The 24,101-nt window shown below is 65.5% G+C and carries 18 protein-coding genes and 8 pseudogenes; 8 read left to right on the top strand and 18 right to left on the bottom strand.

The genetic code is table 11. The features are described 5' to 3' along the window. Window positions 1-91: 91 nt before the first annotated feature. The 4 genes and pseudogenes from QJR12_RS09900 to QJR12_RS09885 form a co-directional block, all read left to right on the top strand. Window positions 92-479, top strand: a pseudogene (locus tag QJR12_RS09900) (IS21 family transposase); the annotation flags it as partial. A 62-nt stretch (window positions 480-541) separates the two neighbouring features. Then, a pseudogene (locus tag QJR12_RS09895) lies at window positions 542-972 on the top strand (ATP-binding protein); the annotation flags it as partial. 219 nt (window positions 973-1,191) lie between these two features. Then, complete coding sequence (locus QJR12_RS09890; protein ID WP_300582398.1) at window positions 1,192-1,464, top strand: type II toxin-antitoxin system prevent-host-death family antitoxin; 273 nt, start codon at window positions 1,192-1,194, stop codon at window positions 1,462-1,464. Then, window positions 1,464-1,862 (top strand): type II toxin-antitoxin system VapC family toxin, encoded by a 399-nt coding sequence (locus QJR12_RS09885; RefSeq protein WP_300581391.1) that lies wholly within the window; start codon window positions 1,464-1,466, stop codon window positions 1,860-1,862. Before QJR12_RS09890 ends, QJR12_RS09885 begins: the two co-directional genes overlap by 1 nt. A gap of 488 nt (window positions 1,863-2,350) precedes the next feature. Here the strand turns inward: QJR12_RS09885 and QJR12_RS17750 are convergent, their stop codons facing one another. Continuing rightward, entirely contained in the window at window positions 2,351-2,578 is a 228-nt protein-coding gene (locus tag QJR12_RS17750; RefSeq protein ID WP_366526302.1) for a type II toxin-antitoxin system RelE/ParE family toxin, read from the bottom strand. Window positions 2,579-3,290: 712 nt separating this feature from the next. On the opposite strand from QJR12_RS17750, the pseudogene QJR12_RS09880 reads away from it, so the two are divergent. After that, window positions 3,291-3,927 (top strand): annotated as a pseudogene (locus QJR12_RS09880) (hypothetical protein). 331 nt (window positions 3,928-4,258) lie between these two features. On the opposite strand, the pseudogene QJR12_RS09875 reads toward QJR12_RS09880, so the two are convergent. The 8 genes and pseudogenes from QJR12_RS09875 to QJR12_RS09840 form a co-directional block, all read right to left on the bottom strand. Continuing rightward, window positions 4,259-4,512, bottom strand: a pseudogene (locus QJR12_RS09875) (hypothetical protein); the annotation flags it as partial. Window positions 4,513-4,615: 103 nt separating this feature from the next. Continuing rightward, a complete protein-coding gene (locus QJR12_RS09870) occupies window positions 4,616-5,023 on the bottom strand; it encodes a PIN domain-containing protein (protein ID WP_300581269.1) in 408 nt (135 codons plus the stop codon). 5 nt (window positions 5,024-5,028) lie between these two features. Continuing rightward, entirely contained in the window at window positions 5,029-5,256 is a 228-nt protein-coding gene (locus QJR12_RS09865) for a CopG family transcriptional regulator (protein WP_300580871.1), read from the bottom strand. Between the two features lie 296 nt (window positions 5,257-5,552). Beyond that, window positions 5,553-5,720 (bottom strand): annotated as a pseudogene (locus QJR12_RS09860) (VapC toxin family PIN domain ribonuclease); the annotation flags it as partial. A 186-nt stretch (window positions 5,721-5,906) separates the two neighbouring features. Next, on the bottom strand, window positions 5,907-6,803 hold the full coding sequence (locus QJR12_RS09855) for a hypothetical protein (protein ID WP_300581389.1): 897 nt from the start codon (window positions 6,801-6,803) through the stop codon (window positions 5,907-5,909). Window positions 6,804-7,054: 251 nt separating this feature from the next. Beyond that, a complete protein-coding gene (locus QJR12_RS09850; protein WP_300581386.1) occupies window positions 7,055-7,459 on the bottom strand; it encodes a type II toxin-antitoxin system VapC family toxin in 405 nt (134 codons plus the stop codon). A 10-nt stretch (window positions 7,460-7,469) separates the two neighbouring features. Then, entirely contained in the window at window positions 7,470-7,700 is a 231-nt protein-coding gene (locus tag QJR12_RS09845) for a hypothetical protein (RefSeq protein WP_163758874.1), read from the bottom strand. A gap of 208 nt (window positions 7,701-7,908) precedes the next feature. After that, a pseudogene (locus QJR12_RS09840) lies at window positions 7,909-8,907 on the bottom strand (HNH endonuclease signature motif containing protein); the annotation flags it as partial. A 175-nt stretch (window positions 8,908-9,082) separates the two neighbouring features. Between QJR12_RS09840 and QJR12_RS09835 the strand changes: the two are divergent. Continuing rightward, window positions 9,083-10,315, top strand: coding sequence for a DUF6880 family protein (locus QJR12_RS09835; RefSeq protein ID WP_300581379.1), 1,233 nt, complete (start codon window positions 9,083-9,085; stop codon window positions 10,313-10,315). A 454-nt stretch (window positions 10,316-10,769) separates the two neighbouring features. On the opposite strand, the gene QJR12_RS09830 is transcribed toward QJR12_RS09835, so the two are convergent. Together QJR12_RS09830 and QJR12_RS09825 are read right to left on the bottom strand one after the other, a co-directional pair. Continuing rightward, complete coding sequence (locus QJR12_RS09830) at window positions 10,770-12,050, bottom strand: AAA domain-containing protein (protein WP_300581377.1); 1,281 nt, start codon at window positions 12,048-12,050, stop codon at window positions 10,770-10,772. Between the two features lie 264 nt (window positions 12,051-12,314). Further along, window positions 12,315-13,232: an IS1380 family transposase gene (locus QJR12_RS09825; protein WP_300581374.1), complete on the bottom strand. Its 918-nt coding sequence runs from the start codon at window positions 13,230-13,232 to the stop codon at window positions 12,315-12,317. On the opposite strand from QJR12_RS09825, the gene QJR12_RS09820 reads away from it, so the two are divergent. Continuing rightward, window positions 13,227-15,038 (top strand): transposase, encoded by a 1,812-nt coding sequence (locus tag QJR12_RS09820; RefSeq protein ID WP_300576137.1) that lies wholly within the window; start codon window positions 13,227-13,229, stop codon window positions 15,036-15,038. The genes QJR12_RS09825 and QJR12_RS09820 overlap by 6 nt on opposite strands. Before the next feature lie 151 nt (window positions 15,039-15,189). On the opposite strand, the gene QJR12_RS09815 is transcribed toward QJR12_RS09820, so the two are convergent. The 4 genes from QJR12_RS09815 to QJR12_RS09800 form a co-directional block, all read right to left on the bottom strand. Next, window positions 15,190-15,705: a transposase gene (locus tag QJR12_RS09815; RefSeq protein WP_300581371.1), complete on the bottom strand. Its 516-nt coding sequence runs from the start codon at window positions 15,703-15,705 to the stop codon at window positions 15,190-15,192. A 76-nt stretch (window positions 15,706-15,781) separates the two neighbouring features. Further along, window positions 15,782-17,917 (bottom strand): TM0106 family RecB-like putative nuclease, encoded by a 2,136-nt coding sequence (locus QJR12_RS09810; RefSeq protein WP_300581368.1) that lies wholly within the window; start codon window positions 17,915-17,917, stop codon window positions 15,782-15,784. Window positions 17,918-18,117: 200 nt separating this feature from the next. Then, entirely contained in the window at window positions 18,118-18,501 is a 384-nt protein-coding gene (locus QJR12_RS09805) for a restriction endonuclease (RefSeq protein ID WP_300581365.1), read from the bottom strand. A gap of 14 nt (window positions 18,502-18,515) precedes the next feature. Further along, the gene (locus tag QJR12_RS09800; protein WP_300582498.1) at window positions 18,516-18,860 is read right to left on the bottom strand and encodes a hypothetical protein; all 345 of its coding nucleotides are present in this window, start codon (window positions 18,858-18,860) and stop codon (window positions 18,516-18,518) included. Between QJR12_RS09800 and QJR12_RS09795 the strand changes: the two are divergent. Next, a pseudogene (locus QJR12_RS09795) lies at window positions 18,813-19,003 on the top strand (FIST C-terminal domain-containing protein); the annotation flags it as partial. The gene QJR12_RS09800 and the pseudogene QJR12_RS09795 overlap by 48 nt on opposite strands. 99 nt (window positions 19,004-19,102) lie before the next feature. Here QJR12_RS09795 and QJR12_RS17745 read toward each other — a convergent pair. From QJR12_RS17745 to QJR12_RS09780, 3 genes and pseudogenes are all read right to left on the bottom strand, one after another. Next, window positions 19,103-19,482: pseudogene (locus QJR12_RS17745) on the bottom strand (transposase). Window positions 19,483-20,151: 669 nt separating this feature from the next. Further along, complete coding sequence (locus tag QJR12_RS09785; RefSeq protein WP_300581360.1) at window positions 20,152-22,932, bottom strand: AAA family ATPase; 2,781 nt, start codon at window positions 22,930-22,932, stop codon at window positions 20,152-20,154. Next, window positions 22,932-24,041 (bottom strand): metallophosphoesterase, encoded by a 1,110-nt coding sequence (locus QJR12_RS09780; protein WP_300581357.1) that lies wholly within the window; start codon window positions 24,039-24,041, stop codon window positions 22,932-22,934. The genes QJR12_RS09785 and QJR12_RS09780 overlap by 1 nt, the downstream gene beginning before the upstream one ends. Window positions 24,042-24,101 lie beyond the last annotated feature (60 nt).

The raw sequence follows: 24,101 nt of genomic DNA, 5'->3' as shown, positions 1-24,101 counted from the left end.
CACGTGGGATGGCGGTGCTCGAGCGCACGGCGCAGCCGCTGGTTGATCACCCGGGTCGTCCGGCCCGCACCGATGGCCTCGCCGTCGCGTTCGCCGGTCCGGGCGGTTCGCCGACTTCGCCCACTGCCCGCCGGAGAAAATCGCCTTCGCGATGCGCACCCCCACCTGGTGCCGGCACACCGCCGAGCTGGTCGGCCCCTCCTGCGAGGCGGTGATCGCTGAATTCATGCGCGACAACGCGACACCGCCTGCGTTCGGTGCAAGCAGTGCTCGGTCTGCGTGGCAAGTACGGCTGTGAGCGGCTTGAGGCCGCCTGCACTCGCGCGTTTCAGGTCGGCGACCCGGCGTATCGGACCATCAAGGGCATCCTGACCGTCGGCACCCAACACGCCGACCAGCCCACCAGCGGCGCCGCGACCACGGCGTTGCTGTGCGGCCCCGAGCAGTTCGGCACCGCTGGTTCCGACGGCATCATCTGATCCCCTTTCCATTCGGTGGCCCCGCGTTGCGCAATGCATGACGCACCCTGAAACTGTCGGGAATGCTCGACACCCTCGACGCCCGGCTGGCCCAGGCCCGCCTGGGCGATTTGGGCCACCTTGAATTCCTGCAAGCACTATGCGAAGACGAGATCTCCCGGCGCGAATCAGCCGCCCTAACAAGGCGATTGCACCGCGCGCGAAATTTGAGGCCCAGGCCACCTTCGAAGACTTTGACTTTTCCGCCAACCCGAAGCCGCCCGCCGCGGTGCTGCGCGGCCTGGCCGTGCTGCGCTGGCATGACTCCGGCGAGTCGGTCATCCGTTACGGCCAGCCAGTTATCGGCGTGGGCAAAACTCATGTGGCACAAGCGCTTGGGCACGCTGTGGCTTGCTGCAGCGGCGATGTCCGCTTCGCCAATACCTCCCGCATGCTTTCCGATCTGGCCGGCGGGCACGCCGACCGCAGCTGGGGCCTACGCACCAGGCCCATGGCGCCTTCTTCGCCGCCGGGGAGATCGGTACCGTCGCGGGCCGCAACGCGCTGCACGGATTCACCGCGGCGGTGGCCCTGTTCACCGGCGACACGAATTGAGCCGTTACCGGGACGCTGGCGCTGCTGGCGTAGGCGTCAACGCGAGGCCACCCAGCGGCCACGCGCTGAGCACGCACCAGCCGCCTGCGTACTACAAACACGTAGTACAGTGGCTGGCATGTCCGAGGTGCCGGTGCGTGAGCTGAACCAAAATACTGCCGGAGTGCTCGCCCGGGTCAAACGCGGCGAGCAGATCGACATCACCGAACGTGGAGTCGTCGTGGCCCGGCTGGTCCCGGCCCGGGAGAATCCCCTGGCCGAGATGATCAGCGCGGGAAGGCTTCATCCCGCCACCCTCAGCGGACCGGCGCCACGTCCATCCGGGCCGGTGCGCACCGATCAGGAGGCCGGCCAGCTGCTGCGCGAGCTGCGCGACACCGAGCGCTATTGATGCTGTACCTCGACACGTCGGCCCTGATGAAACTGATCCGGCGCGAACCGGAAAGCCATACCCTCGCCGACTGGCTTGACGCACACACACCGGCGCCGTGGGTGTCATCGGCGCTGATCGAGGTTGAACTCCCCCGCGCGTTGCGCCGGGTGGAGCCCTCGCTGCTCGCCGATGTGCCCGCGATCGTGGCTCGCGTAGCGCGCTACGAGATCGACGAGGTGGTCCGCGCCGCCGCCGCCGCTTATCCAGACCCCGCACTACGGTCGCTGGACGCGATCCATCTCGCGACCGCGGGCGCGGTGTTCGGCACCCAGTTGACCGCGTTCGTCACCTACGACGAACGTCTCCTGACGACCGCGGCCGCAGCCGGCCTGCCGACCGCCGCCCCGGGCCGCTGAACGTCGTCGCGATTCGTGGGGGTTAACGGCGACGGCGCCGAGCATCCGCTACGGCTCGACAAACGCATGAAGGACGTTCGCGCCAGCCACGATTCACTTGCTGAGGGGTGAGCGGTGACCGCACCTCCCGCACCCGGTCGCTCATCTCTTGCAGCCAATGGCGCCCAAAGGTGACGCATTTACCGGCTACTCGGTGCCAGCGGCCCCATGTCGCGTGAGGCGACGAGCAGCCCGCCATCGGTATTCGGCAAGCGTTGGTCACTTTGGTGCGACCGGTCAGGTGTCGGACAACTATGCGAAATGCCCACCTCGGAGCGACTTTTCAGTGACGAGTATCTGCATTGTCAACGGACTTTACCGCCCCGCGGCATGCGTCAGCGGCAGCTAGGCTCAAACCACGCCGCAGGATCGACCATGCAGCACCGACATCGCCGGGTCGAGGGTTGCCGCCATCCGGTCAGTGCCCGCTAAGCGCTTAGAACACGCTGTCAGCCATCTTTTGCCTCTCTATACCGCTTCCTGGCCAGGTCGATATCAGCCTTCGGTGTCCGCTGCGGCTTTTTCGTGAAGACGTGAAGGACGCAAATCATGTCGTGGAACTTCGCAACGTCGATGAGCCGGGCGATGCCGTTTGCATCTCGCGCTCGTATCTCGTACGCGCCAGGGCCCACGGCGCTTATCGGTTTGTAATTGTTTGGCATCAGACCCATTTGCACGCGAAAGCAGCTGCTGGCCAAACTCCTACCGAACCTTGCGACGTTGCTCGCAGATGTCGGTGCGAGGTCCCGAAGGCGGTCGGCTACCTGGCACGTTACGCAGACGGCGTCTCCCCGCTCGAGGCATCTGCGCCACAACCGTGACGCCTATGACCGCATCTAAGCGACCACCACCGACTGCTCGTTACCTGCGATGTATCGGTATCGGAAATCGTGCGGCTGCCCGTACACCACACCCTGGCAGACCTGTCCATCGAGCAGCTGCAGTCGGAGACCCATGATCGTGCCGCCTACGCGGCATGTCAGACGGTCGCGGCAGCCCACCCCAAGTGGGCTATCACGGGATCGTTGCACCCGCGGCGACCAAGATGGGCGACACTCTCGTCCTGTTCACCGAACTGCTCCCATATGATGAGCACCCGGTCCGCACCAAGCAGGAGACTTGGATCGAACTGCCCGCAGATCCCAGAAAGCCCGGACTAGGCGGCCACCTGCGCGTGGTGCGGTAACGCGATGGGGTCGACGATCGGCGGATTCAGCGCATCTGCGGTCAGATACGCGCCCGCGGCCAACCTCGTCACGTGGGACATGCGACCTGAGCTCGAATGAGGTAGGGAATCTGTCCTGGACGAGTTTGCCCACGCTATCCCTTTCCCTCGCGATAATGCGGTGGTGCAGTTCTACCCCGCCGGGCTGACATCGCGGGAGAGCCGTGGACGGTGACGCGGGCGACCCGCTTCTGCTCGGGCAGCGTGTGGTGGCGATCCTCGAGACCGGCCTGCGCACGGCCACCTACAAGCTCGCCACGCTGATGGCGTTGATCGACCATTGCATCGAGAACATGCCCGAGCGGCCCGCCGATGTGTTGCGGGTGCCGGTTCCCGATCTGGCGCATCGGGTGCTGGAGATCTACTGGCAGCAGGTGCGCCCATTCGAGGGCTACGAATTGCGCCAATCCACCCAGCCGCGCGCACGAATCCTGATCGCCACCAATGCGTTACGTGAGGCGGCCGGGGTCACACGCACTGGTGTCTCGGTGGACATCGCCAGGCTGCGCGTGGTCCCTGGTGGGTATCGACGGGCTGGCCAATCTGGTGCTGGCGTGCGCCCGCTGTAACGGCGACAAGAGTGGTGCGCTGCCGGCGGTATCGATTGTCGACCGGGTGCTGGAGCGCGACCGAGAGGTGCTGGAGCAGATCGCATCCGAGATTCAGTGGCCGACGCAGCATGACCGAGTCGTGTCCGCCGCGCTGGGCATTTACCGCGTACAGCCCGCGGGCGTACCGACGTGGTCGGGGTATAAGCAAACCGAGCGGCTGGATATCGGCTTCCCGCTGTCATGGACGTGAATCATGTTGGTCAGGAACGCGGTTACGCTTCACGTTCGGCTCGCTGAGCAGCTCATCTGGCTGTTGCGGGCGGTGGCCGGGCTGACTCAAGTCTGGGCCCCGGGGGTCAATTTTCCGCCGCCCATATTTTGTATCAGTGCGTACGTCAGCGGGAATCTTGATGAGGGCGTGGCGAGATCGCCGGGTAGCGGGCCGGCGGAGCTGCGGGGTTCGGTCGTCGGCCTTGATTGTCAAGATCCGGTAGCGGCGGGTATGTATAACGAATTTCTTTATGCTTCAACCCGTCTGGGCTCAGATGCAGTGCCGGTAATGACCGGCTCGGGTAGCCAACCTAGTTGGTTGGTGGTGGCGGCTGCGGCTGGAAGGCGCTCATACCACCACCAGTCGGCGCGCTCGCCGCTGGGCCCGGCCCACGGGGGCACAGCGGGCGGCGGGGGTCGGCGGACGCGCGAGCGATCCTGCGTGAAGGCGTCGACCGGAGCGGTCGGTGACGGTGAGATCGTCGGCGGGTCCGGCGATGGTGATGACGCCCCGGTGGTGCAACCGATGGTGATACGGGCAGACCAACACCAGGTTTGTTGCAAGTCGGCAATCTACCCCCCGTCGAGGGTGCTGGAGTGTCGCCGAACGCCCATTTATGACGTGACCAACCGCCGGCGTGAGACGACTCCGACGACAACCGGACGATTCACGGAAGAAGGGTGAAGCGCTCGGTATGGCAGGGACGGACGATGGTGAAGTGACGGCGGTCGACGGTCGCGATCTCACTGATGCCTAAGCGTTCTGCTGTGGCCACCACGGAGGCGTCTACGGCGCCAAGTGGCAGGTCTCGGTATCGGGCAACAAGCTCAGCGATCCGCAGCCAATCTCCGGCGGCTACCGGTTCGACAGCGAACGCACCATCGGCCAAGTCGCCGAGGAATCGCACTTCAGGTTCGGCGCCCAGTCGGGTACCCAGTAGGCAGACCACCTCGGTGATGACAAGTGTCGGGACGATCAACGGACCCGGATGGGTCTCTAGTAGTTCCAGTGACGACACATGATGAGCGTCGTCGGCGTCGACGTAGGCGTACAGGGGGCCCGCATCGACAACAATTGCCGCTATCGTCCGACCTCGGCAGCCAGAATTTCTTCGATGCGCTCGGAGATATCGCTACGGCCGCTACGGCCGGCGGCTGCTGCGTTGAGGCGTCGACGGGCACCGGTCATGCCCAGGTAAGCCTCGAGCGCTTCACGGCTGACCTCCGAGATGGTCAAATTCCGTCGCCTAGCCTCGTGCCGCAGACGTGCATCCAGCGCGTCAGGGATCTTGACCGTCGTCCGCTTCATGTATGCCAGCATACCTTAGCTGTCCACCTACCGGCGGGGAATCGCGAGACTGAAATTCCCGGATAGTGCTGCCATGGCGATCTCGCTGCCACAATCCGGCAGAGCAATCACACCTGCCTCACGCATCGCGAACAACGCCCCATACCCTCGTCGACCCCTTCACCAGCTGTTTTGCATCGGACCCACGGCGCAACCGGCATAGACAGCGCACCTTCGTTGCAAGTTCGGAATCTACCCTCTGGTGGTGCACCCCACCACCGAGCGGAGAGGGGACGGTAAGAGGACGGCGCCCTTCCTTAGTCGACGGTTCCTGGTGGCGCCACCCATTCCGTGGGCTGACTGGTGATCGTCGCTATCCGATCGAAGTCACGGTCGTAGTGCAGCACCACGAGCTGCGCACGTTCGGCGGCGGCGATGAGCAGGTCGCCGAGCTTCACCGTGCGGTGTAGACCTTCCACGGCGAGCGCGGTGGTTGCACAGGACCTCAGCAGGTTGCCGTGGCTGTGGGTGGTGCCGCGCTGTTGCACGGCAAGTGTGTTGCACCAGCTGGCTGCAGCGCAGTTTGCCTAGGTTTTGGGTGGTTGCCAGGTTGCCAGGTTGCCTGGTGGGTTGGGTTGAAGGTGTTGGGTTGGTTGGTTGGGGTTGATGGTTCAGCTGTCAAGGAGCTGCAGGCCGAGTTCTTCTGCCAGCTGGCGCATTCCGTCGTTCGCCTCGCGCACGTGAGACGCGATCGGTGAAATCGGGTGAGGTGTAAAGAGCCAGACGAGCCGTTGCACTTCCGGGGTGGGTAGCGCTGGTAGTGAACGGACGCTAGGCATCTGCTTCGCGCCGGGTAGTACCTCAAGCACTTCGATGCCACGCCAGCGGTTGTATTGCTTGAAGTTCTTGAGGCAATTCCGCGATAGCTCGTTGAACTCGCTGAATGGTGGTTCGTAATCGTGCCGGACGACGACGCGGATGGCTACGACCAGGCTGTGGCCAAGTGTCCACGACACTTGCGTGAGTCCATACATTTTTCCACCTGGTGGGACTGCCACGACGGGGCCGACTCCACAGTAGGCGTGCCGGTGTTCCGGGTGCTGTGTGTGACCGATGAACACGTGCCAGTCCGGGATATCCCCACCGGCATAAACTTTCGCCGTATCCCCAGGTTCGATAACAAGCGGTTCCTCGTAATACAAGCGCAGCAACGCGACCTTGATAGCCCAGCGCCGAAATTGCGCTGGATCACAGCGGTTGTCGTCGTTGTTGGGGTCAAAGACCCACGGCTCCACAATTGAATCCAGGTCGTTCATCCAGGTGTTGTTGCACGGTGCACACACCCGTTTGACGCTCGTGCAGAATAGGTCTTCCGATTTCGTTCGTCTCACGGACCCGTCCGGCCTGTAGTGGGTGACAGTTCGTTCGAAAAACGGCAAGGCCACGAGGTGTTCGCTGGTATCGATCTTGCGCTTCCACGACGATCGGAAGATGTGCTCGCGGGTAATCGGTGCATCACTTTCACAGAACATGCACGTCGGGCGCGTGCGGTTGCGCTTGCTTGCCAAGTAAGTGAACCTTCCGGTCTAGCCGTCGTCCCGCGATCCGGCTGCTTGGGCATTTTAGGTCGGTAGATGGATTACGGCCCGCATGGCCGCTCGGCGCATGGACACGTTCGCTGACTTTGGGTTAAACAGCGGTGTTGGGTTCAAAAGGGTATTTTTCCAAATCGGTACTGTTTTCGGCATAAACATCTGGCCTTGCTGGCAAGTCGTTTATCTACCCCCACGCCAGCCGCTTACCCCCGTAGCCGGCGGATCTAGATCAGGGTGATCGCGACGGTGATACCGAGCTGCTCAGTGGCACTGGCCAAGTGGCTGTCGACGGTGATCACGGCGGCAGAGCGTTCGGCGGCGACCGCGACATACAGGCCGTCGTAGATCGAGATGTTGTGCCGCCAGGCCCAGGCGGTGCGCAGGAGCAGTGCATCAGGAAGTACGTATTCGATGGCGAGTGTGGTGGCGGTGTCGGCGGCGGCCTCGGCGTCCTCGGGCTCCAATTGGTTGCGCAGTACGGCTTTGTGGAGGGTGCGTAGCACCTCGCCCGGCATGTGGGCGGGTGCAATCCAGCCGTCGTCGTCGTTGAGGGCTGAGCGTGCCGCATCGCCGTGGGACGTGTCGCTCGTAAGCGCCAACACCAGCACACCCGCATCCACGACGATCACAGGCGGGGACTCACCCGTCGCGGTCGGCGCGAATGACGGCCGTCACTTCCTCGGCTGTCATGGTAAGGCTGCGATGACCAGCCAACGCTTCTAAGAGCTGCCGGTTGCGTTGAGCCTGGTACTCCCGTTCCAACAGTGATCGCAGATACGTTTGGGTGGACTGACCGCGCGCCGCGGCGCGGGCGGCCAGGGCGTCGCGAACTTCTTCAGGGACATCTTTGATCTGAATCGCAACTGCCATAGCCACAAACTATCACATGCGCATGACATTCACATGTGATGTGTGCTTACCGTCAGTGATCACCCAACTATCACCGGACCCATTTTCAGGTATCGCCCATCCGAGTCACGTCGCATATATCAAACGACACCCAGGTCTTCGCCGGTGCTTTCACCAGCCATTTTCCTGATGGATAACGGTCCAAATAACAGAGAAATCTGATCTTGAATAACACGGTCAGACCGCCGTCTTCCCAGTGCCGGATGTGGTGCGCGTGCAGACCGCGGGTCGCCCCACAGCCGGGCACCGCGCACGTGGGATGGCGGTGCTCGAGCGCGCGGCGCAGCCGCCGGTTGATCACCCGAGTCGCCCGGCCGGCGCCGATGACCTCGCCGTCGCGTTCGAACCAGACTTCACAGCTGGCATCACAGGTCAGGTATCGGCGTTGCGCGTCGCTCAGCAACGGACCCAGATGCAGCGCCGCGGCGCGCTGGCAGGCGTCGACGTGCACCACCACCGTGGTGTGCTGCCCGTGCGGGCGCCGAGCCGCCTCAGCGTCCCATCCGGCCTCGACCAGGCGCAGAAACGCCTCGATACTGCCAGGCAACGGGGGACAATTCTTCGATGTGCGCTCGGCGTTGCCGTTATCGTGCTTCCACTCGGCGATCAGCGCCTCCCGATGAGACGCCAGCGCCGCGTCGAACATCGCCGCCTCGTCGTGGGGAAGGGTGATCCGCCAACAGCAGGACTGCTCGCCGGAGGTCTTGGTGATCGAGCCCTCCGGTTGCGGCCGCGAATCGGGTTGGGGCCGCGGTTCCAACTTCACCGCGGTGCGCAGCCGGTTGACCGTGGCCACCCGCGCCAGCGCCGCGTAATGCTCATCGGACGCCTCGCCCGCCCGTGCGGCGATCACACCAAGCTGATCCAGCGACAACCGCCCCTCGGCCAGGCCCGCCGCGCAGCGCGGAAACCGCTCCAGCCGATGTGCCACGGTGGCGATCGTGTGGGCATTGGCCGAGGACACCCCGAGCTTCCAGGCCACCAACGCCGCCACCGACCGCTCCCCCGTCGCACCCCACAGCTCGTCGCGGTCCAGCTCGGCGACGAACTGCACGATGCGCCCGTCAATCGCATTGCGCTGACCGGCCAACTGCGCCAATTCCTCGAACAACACCTCCACACGCCCGCCAGGGCTCACCGGCGCGGCAGGCGATGCGGTCAACGACATACCGTCATCATTGCAGCCGGGTTCGACGAGTTTGGGCCGCCGACCCGCGCCTGGGCGGGGCCGACTTGCACCCCATCTCCGGGATGTTCGGCAGCCTTGCGGCTGCGTGCCTGCCGCGCTTCACGGCGACCGGCCCGTCGCGGTGGGTGTGGTTTCTCGCCCGCATGATGGTGTGGTGACTGCTTTGGCCGACGCGGTGTTGCCGTTGATCAGAACTCGCGCCGAGGTGTGGCGGTGGAGTGTGGCCAACTCGCACGGCGCCCGGATGCATGAGGCCGTCGCGATGCTGCGCAACGCCGCCCACGGCGCCGGTGACCCCGCCGAGGTGTTCGCCGTGACCCAGCGCGCGATCGCCGCAGCGCTGAAGGTGATCATGCGCGCCGACGACTCCAGCGGAATCATCGCCGACGCGTGCCGGGATCTTCTCGAGTTGCACCCAGTCGTTGCGGCGCGCGCCCGGGTGGCCCCGGGCAAGCTCATCGACTGGATGATGAAGTTTCAGTTCGACAACGACTGCGACTATTTCACCCTCGACCCGCTCGCCTACGCGGCTGCGTTGGGCGCCGACGGCATGGCCGCCTACCGGGCCAAGCTCGCCGAGCGTGCGGCCGCGCTCGGTGCGCGCCCGCCCGAGGACCAGCGCTGGTCGTCGGCGCACTCCCACGCGTGGTTCATTCTCGACTGGAACGCAAAGCGGCTGGCCGTCTACGACCGCGACGTCGAGGCGATCATCCGCACCCACGCCCGTGACCGGCGCGTCGCCGCGTGGCTGCACGACACCGCCGTGGCGCTGAGGGAAATCGGCGAAGTCGACGCGGCGATCGACTGGGCCAAACAAGCCACCGACTTCGACGACGGCCACCAGGCACGGCGGGCCGCCGAGTACTGGTGCGAACTGCTGTGCGCCCATCGCCCCGACGAGCTGCTCGAGGCCCGCGTGCACGTGTTTCGCCGCTGGCCGTCGTCGACCACCGCCGGCCGGCTGTACCGGGACGCGGGCGCGGCCTGGCCCGACTACCGCGACGAGGTGATGGCGCGGCTGGCCTCGCATCCGCGCGATGTGGTGCTGTTCGCGCAGCTATCGCTGAACGACATTTCCTACGCCTGGGCGCTGGCCCACGAGCTCGGCCTCGACGACGACCACACCTGGAGCGACCTCGCGAATGCCTACGAAAAGATCGACCCGCTCGCCGTGCTGCCCGTCTATTCCGGACTGGTCGAGCGCGAGCTGGCCGACGCCGACGCGCGCAACTACCGCAGCGCCGCTCGGCGGTTGACGAAGATGCGCGCCCTGGCCGCCGGGTCGCCGGAAGCTGCGGCCGTCGATGAGTTGATCGCCGAACTCCGCGACAAACACCGCCGCCGCCCGCGCCTGCAACGGGAATTCGACCGCGCCGGCCTGCCCTAACGATCAGGCCGCCGGTGGGCCGCAGGATCGCCTGGACGACTGAGCGGCTGTCGCCGAGCCGTTCAGCGATCCGTGCAGACGATGCACCCGCCGTCCATTGCCGATGCGCTTTGCATCGCTCAGCGGTGTTGTGCGGCAACAGCTCTCGCGCACACTGCAGATCAGTGGTGTCTGTCGTTAGGAAGCAGCTGCGGCACGGCCTGTGAGGGCCGAAAGGGTGTGAGTTCGGGCAGCGTGTGGTGGCGATCCTCGAGACCGGCCTGCGCACGGCCACCTATAAGCTCGCCACGTTGATGGCGTTGATCGACCATTGCATCGAAGACTTGCCCGACCGCCCCGGCGATAGGTAGCGGGTGCCGGTTGCCGATCTGGCGCGTCGGGTGCTGGCGCGCCGCGGGTCTTCGCTTGTCGGCGCTGCCGTAAGTCGCATGCGCTGCCATTTATTCGGACAACCTCATAAGACAGTCACCGGTTGTGCCCGCTCGACGAACGCGTTGAGCGTTGCGATCAGCCGCATGTCGTCCACGGTGCGGGCGCGGGTGTTGAGCAATTCCTCGGTGCATACCAGATAGGCCAGGCAGCGTGCGCGGCTGATCGCGACGTTGAGCCGGTTGCGGGAGAACAAAAAATCGGTGCCGCGCGTCATGTCCTCGCCGGTTGAGGTGGCCATGCTGAAGAACACCACAGAGGCTTCCTGTCCTTGGAACTTGTCCACGGTCCCGACGGGTACCCCCGTGGTGCGTTCATCCCGGGCGAGCCGGTCACGAATGCAGCGAACCTGGTCGTTGTAGGGCGCGACCACCATGAAATCGCCTGCCGTCAAAGGTTTTTCTTCACCCTTCTGGTTGGTCCACGGGGTTCCGAGCAACCCGCCGATTTCGGCGGTGATCAGATCGGCTTCCTCCGGTGATCGGGTGCTGTTGCCGCGGTGGTCGGCAGCAAGCCAGCGCAGCCCGGTTCCCAGCACGGTGGTCTGCTGCGCGCAGCTGGGATGGCTGATCAGACGCCCCTCATAGATCTGCTCGGAGATAAAACAGCACACGTCGGGGTGCAGACGCCAGGTCTGCGACAGGAAAACTCCCCGGTGTGGGGGCAAGGTGACGTCGTCGCCGAGGATGTGCTCGAGCGCGCTTCGGCCACCGCCGCCGGGGTGATCGGCCTGGACGACCTGGGCAAGCTGCAGCGGGTCGCCGAGCAGGATCAGGTTGCGCGCCGAGCAGGAAGCGGCCAGCGCATCGGCCAGCGCCAGCTGACCGGATTCGTCGACGAGCAGCACATCAACAGGGGCTGCCCGCATCTCCGGGGAGGCAAACAACCAGGTTGTGCCGGCGACTAAATTGAATTCACCTCGCGCGCATCGCTTGTTGTTGTCCACACAGGTGACGCGGGTGAGGTCGCGCACGGGCTCTGATCCGCGTTTGCGCACCGCCTGCAGCCGCTCGCTCTCACCGGTGTCGCCGAAGACTTTGACGATCCATGCGAGCAGATGATCGATGGCCGCGTGGCTCATCGCCGTGATCCCGACCCGCTGACCGGCGGTGATCAAGGTGTGCACCAGATGCGCCGCCGAGTAGGTCTTACCAGTGCCGGGAGGCCCCTGGATCGCCACATAGCTGTGGTCCAGTTGAGTTACCCACCCGGTCATCTCGGCCAGGTCGTCGCCGAAGGCGCCGCCTGCTGGCCCGCCGCCGGGTGTGAATCTGGGGAGTTCGCAGCGCAACAACGCAGCGGTCACCGCGTTAGCCCGGATTTTGCGGTAGGGCCTGGAGATTTTGCGGTAGGGCCTGGAGAGAGGTGATTGTGTGGGCATTGCCGCTCGGGTCGAGTGCGGTGGAGGTCGGTCAAGCTCGCGTGCTGCAATGTGGTTGAGCCGATTAACCCTCGACGGGTTGTGGGTGGGTCGATTCACGGCGTGCTGTATCAGCATCGCTGAGCGGAAACAGCGTTCAACTACCTCGGGGGTGTCGCCGAGGGGCCCCTGTGGGTGGTGTGGGTTTGTTTAGCCGGGGACTGCGACCCATCCGGGTAGTCGGGTGAACGCGGTGAGCAGGTCGATGGCCCAGGGCCAGTTGGCGCCCAGCCGCAGTGTGGTGCGCCGCGCCGAGCGCACCAGCACCCCGGCGGTGTGCAGCAGGGTGTAGCGCAGCCGTTTGGGCTCGGCACTGGCCAGCGCACCATCCAGGCAGAGCGTTTTGGTCCAGGCGAGCAAGTCGGCGGCGATGAGCACCACCATCAGCCACGCGTTGGTGATGGCGAAGTCATGGGAGGGCAGGTTGGCCAGCCCGGTGTCCTTCAGGTCGCGGATGGCGCATTCCATGCGGCCACGGCCACGGTAGAGCGCCTCCAGGTAGGCCAGGTCTGCATCGGGCAGGTCGGTGACAAACAGCTGGTAGCGGTAACCGTCGAGGTCGGTGAAGCGCAGTTGCGCGCCCGGGTGGGGTTGTTCGCGGCGCACCAGCATCCGGGTGCCGGGCGGCCAGCCCGACAACGAGACCAGGTCGGTGATCTCGGCCACCTCACCGGTGTCGCGAACCTCGCTGGCATCGGCGGAGATCGTTGACTGCCAGCGTGATCGCGGCAGGGCGAGGATCACCTCGGCACGGGCCGCGGGCATCGGGACCCCACCGATGAACCGCACACCCCGGCTGCGGCACGCCGCGGCCAGCTCGTGGCTGGTGCCCCCGGCGTCGGTGCGACAGATCACCTGCTGGTGCGCGGGGTCCACCGGCAGCTGCGCCAGCGCCGCCTCCAACACGCTGAGGTGGTCGCCGGCAGTACCCGAACCCGCATTGCCCGGCCGTAGCAGCCCGGCCAGCGCCTCCCCAGTGGCGTCTAGGACGGCGCTGAATAACCCGTCCAGCGCTGGGCGTGTCTGACGACTGAGCCCGATGTGGTCTGTGATGATGTTGTGGTGCAAGGGGTTACGCGGTCGGATCGGGAGTTGTTGGACGCGCAGGCGCTGGTCGGGGAGCTGGTGCCGGCGGGCAGCATCTTCGCGTTTTTGGCCGAGCATCGTCATGAGTTGTTCCCGGATTCGTTCATCGCGGATTTGTTCGCCTCTTCGACCGGGCGGCCTTCGCTGCCGGCGGATCTGATCGGGTCGGTGCTGGTGCTCAAGGAACTCTATGACCTGTCGGATCCGCAGACCGCGGAGGCGCTGCGGTATGACATCCGCTGGAAGGTGGCCTGCGGGCGCTCGTTAACGCAGACCTCGTTCGACCCGTCGACGCTGGTGTATTGGCGCAAGCGGATCGCTGCCTCTGATCAACCTGACCGGGTGTTCGATGCGGTCGCGCGGGTCATCGCCGAGACCGGGCTTTTGCGGGGGCGGCGTAAACGGTGCGTGGATTCGACGGTGTTCGACGACGCGGTGGCCACCCAGGACACGGTGACCCAACTGGTGGCGGCGATGCGCAAGGTGGCCCGGCTGGTACCGGGCGCGCAATCGGTGATCGAGCGGGTCGCCAAGCTGGACTACTCCAAGGCGGGCAAGCCCGACATCGATTGGGATGACCCGGTGGCCAAGCAGGGGTTGGTGTCGGATCTGGTCAACGACGCGACCGCGGTGCTGGCCGAGCTGGCCGGGCCGGATGCGCCCGCGCGTACCGACGCTGCCGCGGATGCGTTGGGGTTGTTGGCGCTGGTCGCCGGCCAAGACGTGGAGCCCGCCGAGGGCTCTGATGGCACCGACGGGCGGTGGCGCATCGCGCGGCGGGTCGCGCCGGATCGTGTCATCTCCACCGTGGACACCGAGGCCCGCCACACCCGTAAGTCGAAGTCCCACCGTAAAGACGGGTTCCGTGGGCACCTGGTCGCCGAGCCCGAGACCGCCTTGATCACCGACGCCGAGTTGACCAAGGCGGCCGGAGAAGAGCACAGCGACGCCGTGGTCGGCCAGAAGTTGATCGCCCGCGACCGCTACCAACCCAGCGGCAACGACAGCGACGACGGGGCCGGGGCCGCGCGTGTGGACAGCCAACCCGGTGTCGCCGAGCCCGAGGCGGGGGCGCTCGGCGCTGATCATGGTTCGGCCCAACCGGATAGCGCTGTACCAGCGGAAATGGGCGAATCCCACCAGGTGGCCGCCGGCGTGGCCGCTGCGGTCGACGCGGTCACCTCGATGGTCGCCGCCGGGGCTATCGATGCTGGCCAACCCCACACCGCGCGGGGTGGCGGTCTTGAGGTGTATGGCGATTCGGCGTATGGCACCGGGGCCGCGCGTGCCGCCTACCAGCGCGCTGGGCACCACACCGTGATCAAGCCCAAGCCGCTGGTCCCCGCGGTGCCAGGTGGGTTCACCCTCGATGACTTCACCATCGACGAGCGGGCCGGGACCGTCACCTGCCCGGGCGGGCATACCCGCACCATGACCGCCAAGCGCGCGGTGAGCTTCGGCGCGGTCTGTGCCGAGTGCCCGCTGCGAGCCCGCTGCACCACGGCCAAAGACGGTCGCGCGATGAGCATCCACCCGCACGAGCAGCTGCTGCGCGACGCACGAGCACAAGCCCGCACGCCGGAGTTCAAGCAGGCCTACCCCACCCGTTCGACGGTCGAGCGGATCGTCGCCTGGACCGCCACCAACCGTGGACGGCGGATCAAACTGCGCTACCACGGCGTCGAGAAGAACCACGCCTGGCTGCGATTGCGTTGCGCCGCAATCAATCTGCGCACACTCATCAATAGCGGCCTGACCCGCACAGACGGGGCCTGGGCCCTGGCCTGACGGCCACGGCCCACCCCCTTGCCCATCTCGACGACCTCACCCAAACTGGAATCGGCGGGAAGAACGACCACGTTGTCGACCAGTCAGGTCTGACCTACTGCCGAAGAAACGGCCTTGTCGGCGTTCTTCCCGCCCCGCCAGGCTTCCTTGTTCAGAGGCCTCCTAGGACCGCCAACAGCGGATAAAACCCGAACCCGCGCTTATAGGTCGGCGCCGCATAGTGCTTGTCGGAATCGGCCTCGATGAGTACCCCGTCGATATCGATGACATACCAGCCCGGATCGGCCCCGGTTGCCCAGGCCGCGGCACGCGCGGCGGCGCGGGCGGTTTGGATGCGGGCCAGCGCGTCGGTGTCGACGGCCTCCAAGGTTCGCCATGCCGTGGCCACCGAAGCCACCTGACCGAACAGGTCGGGCTGATCAGCCAGCACCCGCAGGTCGCTGATCGCCGTCGCGCCGTCGCCGATCGCCACCGCCAGGTCGGTCAGCACCCGGCCCCGGTCATGGCCGCGGCGGCGCTTCTTCGTCGGTGCCATCGCCGCTGACAACCCCTCAGTCAGTCCCAGCCCGTCGGCCAGCTCGCACAACAATCGCGTGCCCGCGTGCGCCACGACACCCCGTCCGCCTGTAGTTACCACCAGACCCGGACGGCCAGCTGTAGTCTTCACCTCGGAAGTGCCCTTCTGCTGTTGGAACTGTTACGGTTAGCAACTACAGTTTCCCTTGCAACAGAAGGGCTTTCCGTTATCTACACGCCGTGTCGCCCACAACTACTGCAAAATCCGGGTTAGGCGCCGGCCCGCCGCGGTCCACCAGCCGTGCAGCGAACTCCGCCACAGCCCTCGCCTTGGGCTTGCTGTCAACCCAGTCATGCACGACGACGACGCTCGGCACATACCCTGACTGCTGACAGCCGTCGTTCCAGATTAGCTCGAGCTGACCAGTGTCGCGGTCCAGTCCGGCGATGGTGGCGTAGCGCTTGATCCCGTCGGGCGTCAGGTATACCACCGCGCCGCCCTGGCTGGGAAAGCCGTCGGTGACCTGGGCGGGAAATGTGAAACGCATGACTGGAAGAATCGGCTTGCCCCGCTGACCGGTTCGCTCGGCCAACCCGACGCAGTGCAGCCCGGCCAGCACCTCAGCGTCGTCGAACAGCATCATCGGGTCTGCTTGACATTTGGCCATCTTGGGGGCGATGTAGGCACGCCATTCCCGAAGCCAATAGCCCAACACATCGCCCAACAGGTGCTCGGCGGTATCTGCACCGAAGCCATGAAGCCGGGTGACCTGCTCGTCCAATTCCGGGATACCCGGGTCTGCTTCCAGCTGCGCGGCGCGCCAAGGCGTCCCGGCGGGACGGTGTTCGATCAACCAATCGCGCAGCGCCTGAGCGGCCCGCACATCGTCCTCGTTGTAGGACGCGATGCGCTCAAGCGCGGTCAGGTTCTGATCGGCCATGAATCGTTCGTATTCGACCACCGCGCCGGCGCCCTGCTCGATGTCGTGGCCGCGCTGAAAGGTGGTCAACCGTTCCAGGCGCTTCAGGCCGTAGGATTCGACACCGACCTGTATGGCGTTGCGCGCCACCGCGAACAGGTCAACGAAAAACCCGGTCTCCACCAACCGGTTCAGTTCGACCTCTCGCACACCGTGGGTGGCGCTCAGCCGCTCCAGGGCCGAGCGCTCGGTGTGGTTGTAGTGATAGGCATGCGCCTCCGGGCAGGCGCCGCGGCGCGTATCCAAAAAGTCGATCAACTCCGTCACGGCGGCTGCTTCCTGGTCGAGATCATGGGCCCACCAGGCGCGGTAGCGCCACCGGTCATCGGGGCCGCGCTCAAGCAGACCGAACAAAAAGAACAGCCCGGTGTCGGGTCGCCAGAAAGGATGGCCTTCGAAGTCGAGGAACACATCGCCCGCATCGGGCGCCGGCAACAGCTCCCACCCGTGACCCCACACCGGGTCGTCGCCGGCTTCGATCACGGTGTACGGCGGCGCGCCCGCGCCCCGCGACCGAGCCTGAACCTGAAACGAAGCCTGCTCGACAAGCCGGACCAACCGTTCCGGGCGGATCCCGTCCAGCCGCCCCCGGTGATCCGCCAGCCGTGCCAGGGTCGACACACCCCCCTCATTGAGCACCGCCCGCTCCGGTTGGCGGATGCCCGCGACATAGACCAGGGAGTCCTCATCACGCCACTGTGTGGTGCACAGCTCGAAGAATTCGCAGAAAGTGCAGTGCGGGCAGGGCTCGGGAACCGTGCCCGCCACCGGCCCGGCGGCCAGCGCGCGGGCGAGCTGGCCGCGCAGCCGACGCCAGTACGGGCTGAACTCGTCGACGGTCAGGGCTTCAACTCGCCCCGAGCCCAGCCACAGATGCATCCGGCGCGGCCGCACACCGGTGAGCGCCTCGATGGCCTCGGCGTAGAAGCACAGCTGGAGAACGTGTCCCGGCTTGGCCTCGACACGGGTGAGCTTGGCGTCGACCGGCTCGTAGGCCACCGCCCCGGTCTCTGGGTTCTCGACGCGCACGACGAAGTCGGCGATCCCGCGCATACCATCATGAACAAACGGCATCTGGTAGATGACATCCCAGCCCGCATCCAACGGGTTCCCCACGCGGACAACACAGTCCGTGAACGGTTCACCTGGCTCCCTGGCGGGAATCTCGCGGATCGACTTGCCCTGCCCGGCGTACTCGGCCAGACACTCACGCTCATGCTGGTTGCCTTTGGCGACCAGCAATCCGGCGAATGACCCATACGCCGGACCGGGTTCGGCCAACAGACCGTCATCGACGCGGCTCCTCAACGTGAGAAAGTGCGCGCAGTCCAGCCACGCCGTGATCTTCGACGGCGTGAGCAAGCGATCCGTTACTGCACTCACTTCACTCGCCAGGCGTGCTCGGGATAGGCCCGCCCACCGGTGCATCCCGCGGACGGCCGACGACCAGAGCTCCCAGGTCGCCAGCGTAATTGGCGACACCGGCACACCATCAGTTTTCGCTAAACCCAGGAGCTGCTCTACAGCGCGTTTATACGGGCACACCGGAGATGACCGTCCTTGCCGCTGCCGTTGATCTGTTGTTAGCTCTCGAAGATCTCTTCGTCAATTTGCTTCAAGTCGAAAGTTTCACGCACCTGCACACCAACGTTGTAGCGGACCATCAGTTTCGTCAGCTCCTTGCCGTCAATGAGTCGAATGCGCATGTTCACGCTGTTGGCAAACCGGGCACCGTCGGAGAATCGACCAGTCGTGACGAAAACACCCCGATTGGTCTGGGCGCCTTGGAGCGCTCCGACGAACTCTTGGATGGCTGGACGACTAATGGTGCTGTCTTTGTCATAGCGTTTAGCTTGCACGCCAACCAAGTCAAGCCCGAGGGCATCCTGGCGGATTAACCCGTCGAGGCCGCTGTCTCCGGGCTTACCCGTGTGCTCGAGTAAGCGTTCTTTGCCGCCGTAACCCATGGCCTGCAGAAGCTTTAGTGACAAGGTCTCGAGGAAGGTGGGCGGCTGGGCGAGGTCCGGTCGAGCAGTTCCGCTGCAAGCGTGTCGTAAGACTGCTCGACGATCTGGCCAACGGCCTCGCTTGGCGAGAGTTCGTCCGCCACGACGCTGCCGGGCTCCTCGGCATGTTTGTCGCTCTTTGGAGTCCTGAACTCCTGATACTCGGGAAACTGCGCCAACACGGCCATGTCGACTCGATCAGGATGCTCTTGCAGCACCTTCTCCCCGCGTTCAGACAACACATACCGGGCTCGCTCGGGCCGGTTCAGGAGTTCACCTGCAACGGGCGCGGGCGGCGCATGTTCGGGGTCGCCGACCACGACACGTCGACGATCGAGGGCCTGCTGGGCGGGATTCCGCTCGCCGGTTTCTTCGCCGCCGGGGAGATCGGCCCGATCGCGGCCGCAACGCGCTGCACGGATTCATCGCGTCGATGGCGCTGTTCACTGACGACACGAAGTGAGCCGCTCCAAACCAATACTCGTACGCCGAACCTTCACTGGGGCCTCCCACATCTTGTGGCTCTACCGGCCAGGACCCGTTTTCTGTCGGCAACCCACGTTCACACGTGAGCTTGGCCCCAGCCCCCCATACCGTCTAGTTCGGGTATGCCGGAGTCGATGCAGTACACCGTCCAGTCGTAGAGGCGGGCAGCAGCACGGTCGGCATCGCCGCCATGGTGGATGGCGCGCCGTGCTTGGGCGGCTACCCAGGCGGCGGCGACCTGGCCGTGATCGTCGCCGGCCTCGATACCGGCGATGAGCCGCGCCCAGGCGGTGGGGGTGAGGTTTTCGGCACCGCGGCGCAGCACACGTCTGATGCCATAGAGCGGGTCGCCGCGCCGTCCCCGATGCCCATAGGCTTGTTGTTGCACCCGGCGGCGCACGTCGCGACAGCGGCGAATCTGAGCCGCACTACATGAAACGGATCGAGCACGCGCACCGCATGCGGCAGGCCGGCGGATAAGGCCGCACCATAGCCGCGAAACGGGTCCAACGACCCGATTAGTCCAGTCGGGTGTCTGGCTAGATAGCCCGTCGGCCAACACTTTTCGGCTTCGTCCTTCGATGATGTTGATCAACCGTCCACGATCGAGGTCAACGACCCCGGTGGCGAACACCGTCGGTTTGATGGCGGTGGCACGGGTGAAAGCGGTCTCATCGACGCCGACCGCGGTAGCCGAGGCACCCAGCTGGGCCTGCTCAAGCAGCCGAGCGCCGTGCTCACGCACCGCGGCCATCACCGTCGCCCAGCCGACCCCGAAATCACGGGCCACCGCGGCCACCGCATGCCCATCGCGACCCACCCGCCGGCACGCCTGCTTGCGGGCCCGCTCGGTCCACGAGGATCGCGCCGCGATCTCTGGATGAGTCTCGGTCCAGGTCTGCTGCTCACACTGCGGGTGCACGCACCGCCAGATGCGTTTGATCCAGACCAGCGTCACCGGGCGATTCCCGGCGGGCAGATCACGAACCCACGTAGGACACCGATCGTGCAGCCCCGCCTGCGCCCCGCACACCGGACACCAACCGGTCACCGCGGTCGTCTCGATGGCGTACTCGACCTCGCCGTCGTGCTGCGAAGCCAGGCCCATAGACGTCACCGACGTGGTCACGCGACCGCGATCGGCGTGAGCTCGCGGATTGCGTGTTGCGCGCCGGTAAGGTGTTCGCTGGCCCAGGCGGCGACCTGGTCTTCCTGGGTGAAGAGGACCACTTGCCGGTTAGCGGCGATTTGCAGCAAGAGGTCTAAGATGTCGCGGGTGCGAGCCGCATCAGCATGCACCGTGACGTCATCGAGCAGTAGCGGACATGTGTCATGGCCTCTTGTCAGGTGATCAGCGAGCGCGACGCGGAGCAGGAGATACACCTGCTCGGCGGTGCCGTATGAGAGCAGGTCTGCTCTGCGCCACCGCCGTGATTCACCGCATACCTGCACCAGAAGCGATTCGGGGTCGACCATCACGTCCGTGTAACGACTATCCGTGACCGCCGGTAGCCATTCTCTGAGGGTCGCGGCCAGCAGGGGTGCAATGTCACGGTGCACCCGAGTCTGCGCATTCTCAAGGAACTTCCGCGTCAACTCCAGTGTCTCTTTTAGCTGCTGCACTCGGTTTAGGTCGTTCTCGGCCTTGCTAAGGTCCTCCTCCGCCTCGGAGACATCACCCATGCTCGTTGCAAACAGCCGCAACTCGCCTTCTTCCGTCGCCGCGCTGGTCTCGGCCTGCGACGCCAATTGCCGTAGTGCGGGCAGCCTTTCGGCGGCCGACGACGCCGCCACCGACGCCAGCAACGCCGGGTCCACGGCTGCGCGAAGCTTCTCCGCACGCGTGTTCGCCACCCGGCTGGACTCTTCGAGTTCAGCGAGTGACCTCTTATCGAGAAGCGCCTGCAACTCCGCCCACTCTTGTTGTTTCGTCGCGAGCTCGGCGAGCCGGCCTTTGCGCTGTTCCACCCAGCTCTGCAGCGCAGCAACCGCGTCCTCAGCTGCGCCGCAAGCGATTCCGCAGCGGTCTGCGGCCGCACGTACCAGGTCGGCGGCGCGGGCGCGAACGCGCTCGTCGTCCGCGGATCTGGCCTCGGCGGCCTGCGCTGCGGCCAGCTGCCGAACCAGATCGGCACGGCGGGCCGCTTCTGCGGCCCGCGCGGCGTTATCCCGGCACGCCTGCTGATAGTCGTCGGCGACGGCGAGCAGCTTGGCTTCGTCATAACCGCGTGGCGTATGGCCGCGAGCGGCCAGTGCGTCGCCGAGTTCGGCAGCCGCAGCCGCAGCCTCGTTCTGCAGGGCCGCGTGTCGTTGGGTCCACTCCTCGATGTCATGCCGGTGCGCGGCAGCCCGGGCACGAGCGACCGGAACCGCGCGCAACGCGGCCGGGTCGGCGGGGATACCGAGCTGCGCACAACGCGCTGAGGCTTGCTGACGCCGCCGCGCCGCCTCCGCCGATTGCCTCTGCGCCGCCTGCAACGATGCCTGTGCCTCGGCGAGTTTGCGTGCCGCAGACGCGGAGCCGCCGCTGTGGCGTAGCACAGCGCCGGCAACAGACAGCCCGACTCCAACCGCCGCGACACCTATCCCAAGACGGAGCCCCACGGTCGTCAGCAGCAGTAGACCGATGACGGCGACAGCGGCGCCGGCCATGATCAGCACCACCGAGGATCGGCCCCGGCTCTGCCCACCTGCTAGCGCGTGCCGCGCCGCGGCCTCACGCTGCACCAGTTCCGGCGGAATAGATGGCACCGGCGTCTCGAGCGTGCGAGCCAGGTCGAGCAGCTCGTCATCACCCGCGGCGACCTCCGCCGCGCTGACGTTTCCAGACGGACGCGACGTGGCGTTCAACTCCAACTGTACTGAAGCGCGCTTTAACCGCTCGACCGCGCGAAGCACGCTTTGATGTGGTTCGATGTCCCCCTTCGGCGCCTCGGGAAGCGCGTCAATCTCCGCTTTGAGCTTGGCGCTGGACGGCTCCGGGAGGACCGATTCTGCCGGCCGCGATCGCCACTGGCTCAACGCCTCGGAGACCTGCCGGGCGAGCCTATCGTCGTCGAGCGCCGAGGGCGGCGCCGTAGCGCCGTATTTCGCATACAGCTCTCTGGCCCGAACTACCCGCTTTTCCAGTTCGGCCGCCGACTCGACAGCAGCCGCGGCCTCGTATGCGCGTACCGTCGCGGATGCTGACTCGGCCTTTTCGCGTAACTCCTCAACCCGTGCAACGCGGGATAGGTATTCCTGGTGGGCCTTTGTTCGCTCCTCGAGCACCCGTTTGGCGCGCTGGACGTTGAGGGACGCGGTCCGCAGCGGCTTGGTGGAGTTTGCCTGGTCTCGTCCGACCCGCTCCTTGAGGCACTCGTCGATGCGCTCGAGTGCTTTGGCCGCGGTCGCCGCGGTCCCGGCTGTTGCCGCAGCACGCTGAAGGTGATCCTGGAGTCCCGCAGCGTCGTCACGGACGCGCCGCATCTGCCCTTGCTCGACGCAAGCAGTCGCGACGAAGGAGGAGCGGTCCAATCCCAACCATTTCGATGCATCCGGAGCGCCGTCGTTCATGATCTCCGACGAGACGTCGCGGCCCAGCCCTAAGTCTTTGGCGTGGCAGCCGACCTTGCCGGCGAGGTCCTGGCGCATCTCGATGTTTCGGCCGTCGTCAAGGATGATCTGCGCGGTGACGAGCCAGTCGTTGTGGTCCCATGGTTTGTGCAGGTCGATGAAGCTCTGCTCGTCCGCTCGCGGTTTGCCCTTGGCGCGGCGTCTGCCGCACAGCGCGGCGAAGATGGCCGCGTGCCACGAGGACTTCGCCGATTCATTGTTACCGAAGACGACAGTCATTCCGTCGGCAAAGGACAGTGTCTCGTTTCGCAGGGGGCCGAATGCATGCGCGGTTACCGAACGGATTCGCATCAGTGCACCTCCAACTCATCGACGCGGTCGTTGAGGGCGCGCAGCCCGGTGACCAGTACTCGGCGGCGCTGATCGTCAGTGAGGTCTGCGGCGATCACGTCGCGGACGAACTGCCCGCGGACTGTCTGCTCCTTAGCAAGGAGCTCGTAGTCCTCGGACAGCGCTACACGTAAGGAGCCGAATTGGACAACTAGGGCGTCGAGATGTGGTGGGCACAACTGCCCGAAGTCCTGCAGGCGCACGTCGACGTTGGGCCCGAGCGCGCCGCAAAGCGTGACGCGGACGTACCCGGAAAGGTCGGCGACCGCGTCAAGAACTTTTTGCCGTACCTGGCCCTCGTGTGCCACGCCGGTCAGGTCAACTTGGACATCGCGGACAACTGACGTCGCAACCGTGAATCGTTCCCGGGCGATAGCTCCGTCGTCGGCGACCGTGACGAGCACCGCCGCGCCCGTCCACGTCTCGCCGAAGCTGAGGGGATCCGGATTGCCGGGGTAGGTGTGGTCGGACGCGTCAATGGGGTGGTGGAAGTGCCCCAGAAGCGCGTGCCGTAGGCCGGCCTGCTGGATCTGCTCGGTCCGAAACGGAGCGTGCGGTACCTTTCCCTGCTGCTGCATCCACAGGTCGCCTTGAGCTGAACCGTGAAACAGCGCGATATGGACGCCGCCGCGGTCAACGTAGAAGGTGTCGAGGAAATTCGGCGTGTTCGCCGGCGCACAATGCGCCGCACCCCACAGTGTGAGCCCGTCAGCCAACGTGACGGCGGTGAACTCGGCGGTGTCAAAGACGTGGACGTTGGGCGACCACTGGACCTGACGATACAGGCTCTCGGGTCCGAACCAGTCGTGGTTACCGGGAACGAGAAACACTGGCAAAGGCGCGATTTCGTCGAAGGTGGCGCGGAGGAACTCTGCCGTGTCGGGGGTGAACCGGTCCTGTTCGTACAGGTCGCCGCCGCAGGTGAGCGCGTCCACGTTCTGCTCATTGGCCACTTGGCAGATACGCAGTAACGTATCCCGTAAGGCCCGCCGGCGTTTGCGTGCTTGCTCCCGGTCCGCCCAGCGAAACGGCGTGTCGAGATGCAAGTCAGCGAAGTGGAGCAACCTCATAACATCGCCTTCCTGCTCCGGCTATCTGTAGTGACTTCCTGTCACTTGAGTGCTCATGCT

The sequence above is a fragment of the Mycobacterium sp. genome, from assembly GCF_029961025.1.
Classification (GTDB): domain Bacteria; phylum Actinomycetota; class Actinomycetes; order Mycobacteriales; family Mycobacteriaceae; genus Mycobacterium.
This window is presented reverse-complemented; position numbering and strand designations above follow the sequence as displayed.

Excerpts from the sequence above, each read along its gene's own strand:
- QJR12_RS09805 (WP_300581365.1), bottom strand. The coding sequence starts at position 18,501 with ATGGGTTACGGCGGCAAAGAACGCTTACTCGAGCACACGGGTAAGCCC.
- QJR12_RS09785 (WP_300581360.1), bottom strand. The coding sequence starts at position 22,932 with ATGCGAATCCGTTCGGTAACCGCGCATGCATTCGGCCCCCTGCGAAAC.
- QJR12_RS09845 (WP_163758874.1), bottom strand. The coding sequence starts at position 7,700 with ATGGCAGTTGCGATTCAGATCAAAGATGTCCCTGAAGAAGTTCGCGAC.
- QJR12_RS09865 (WP_300580871.1), bottom strand. The coding sequence starts at position 5,256 with ATGAAGCGGACGACGGTCAAGATCCCTGACGCGCTGGATGCACGTCTG.
- QJR12_RS09890 (WP_300582398.1), top strand. The coding sequence starts at position 1,192 with ATGTCCGAGGTGCCGGTGCGTGAGCTGAACCAAAATACTGCCGGAGTG.
- QJR12_RS09885 (WP_300581391.1), top strand. The coding sequence starts at position 1,464 with ATGCTGTACCTCGACACGTCGGCCCTGATGAAACTGATCCGGCGCGAA.
- QJR12_RS09780 (WP_300581357.1), bottom strand. The coding sequence starts at position 24,041 with ATGAGGTTGCTCCACTTCGCTGACTTGCATCTCGACACGCCGTTTCGC.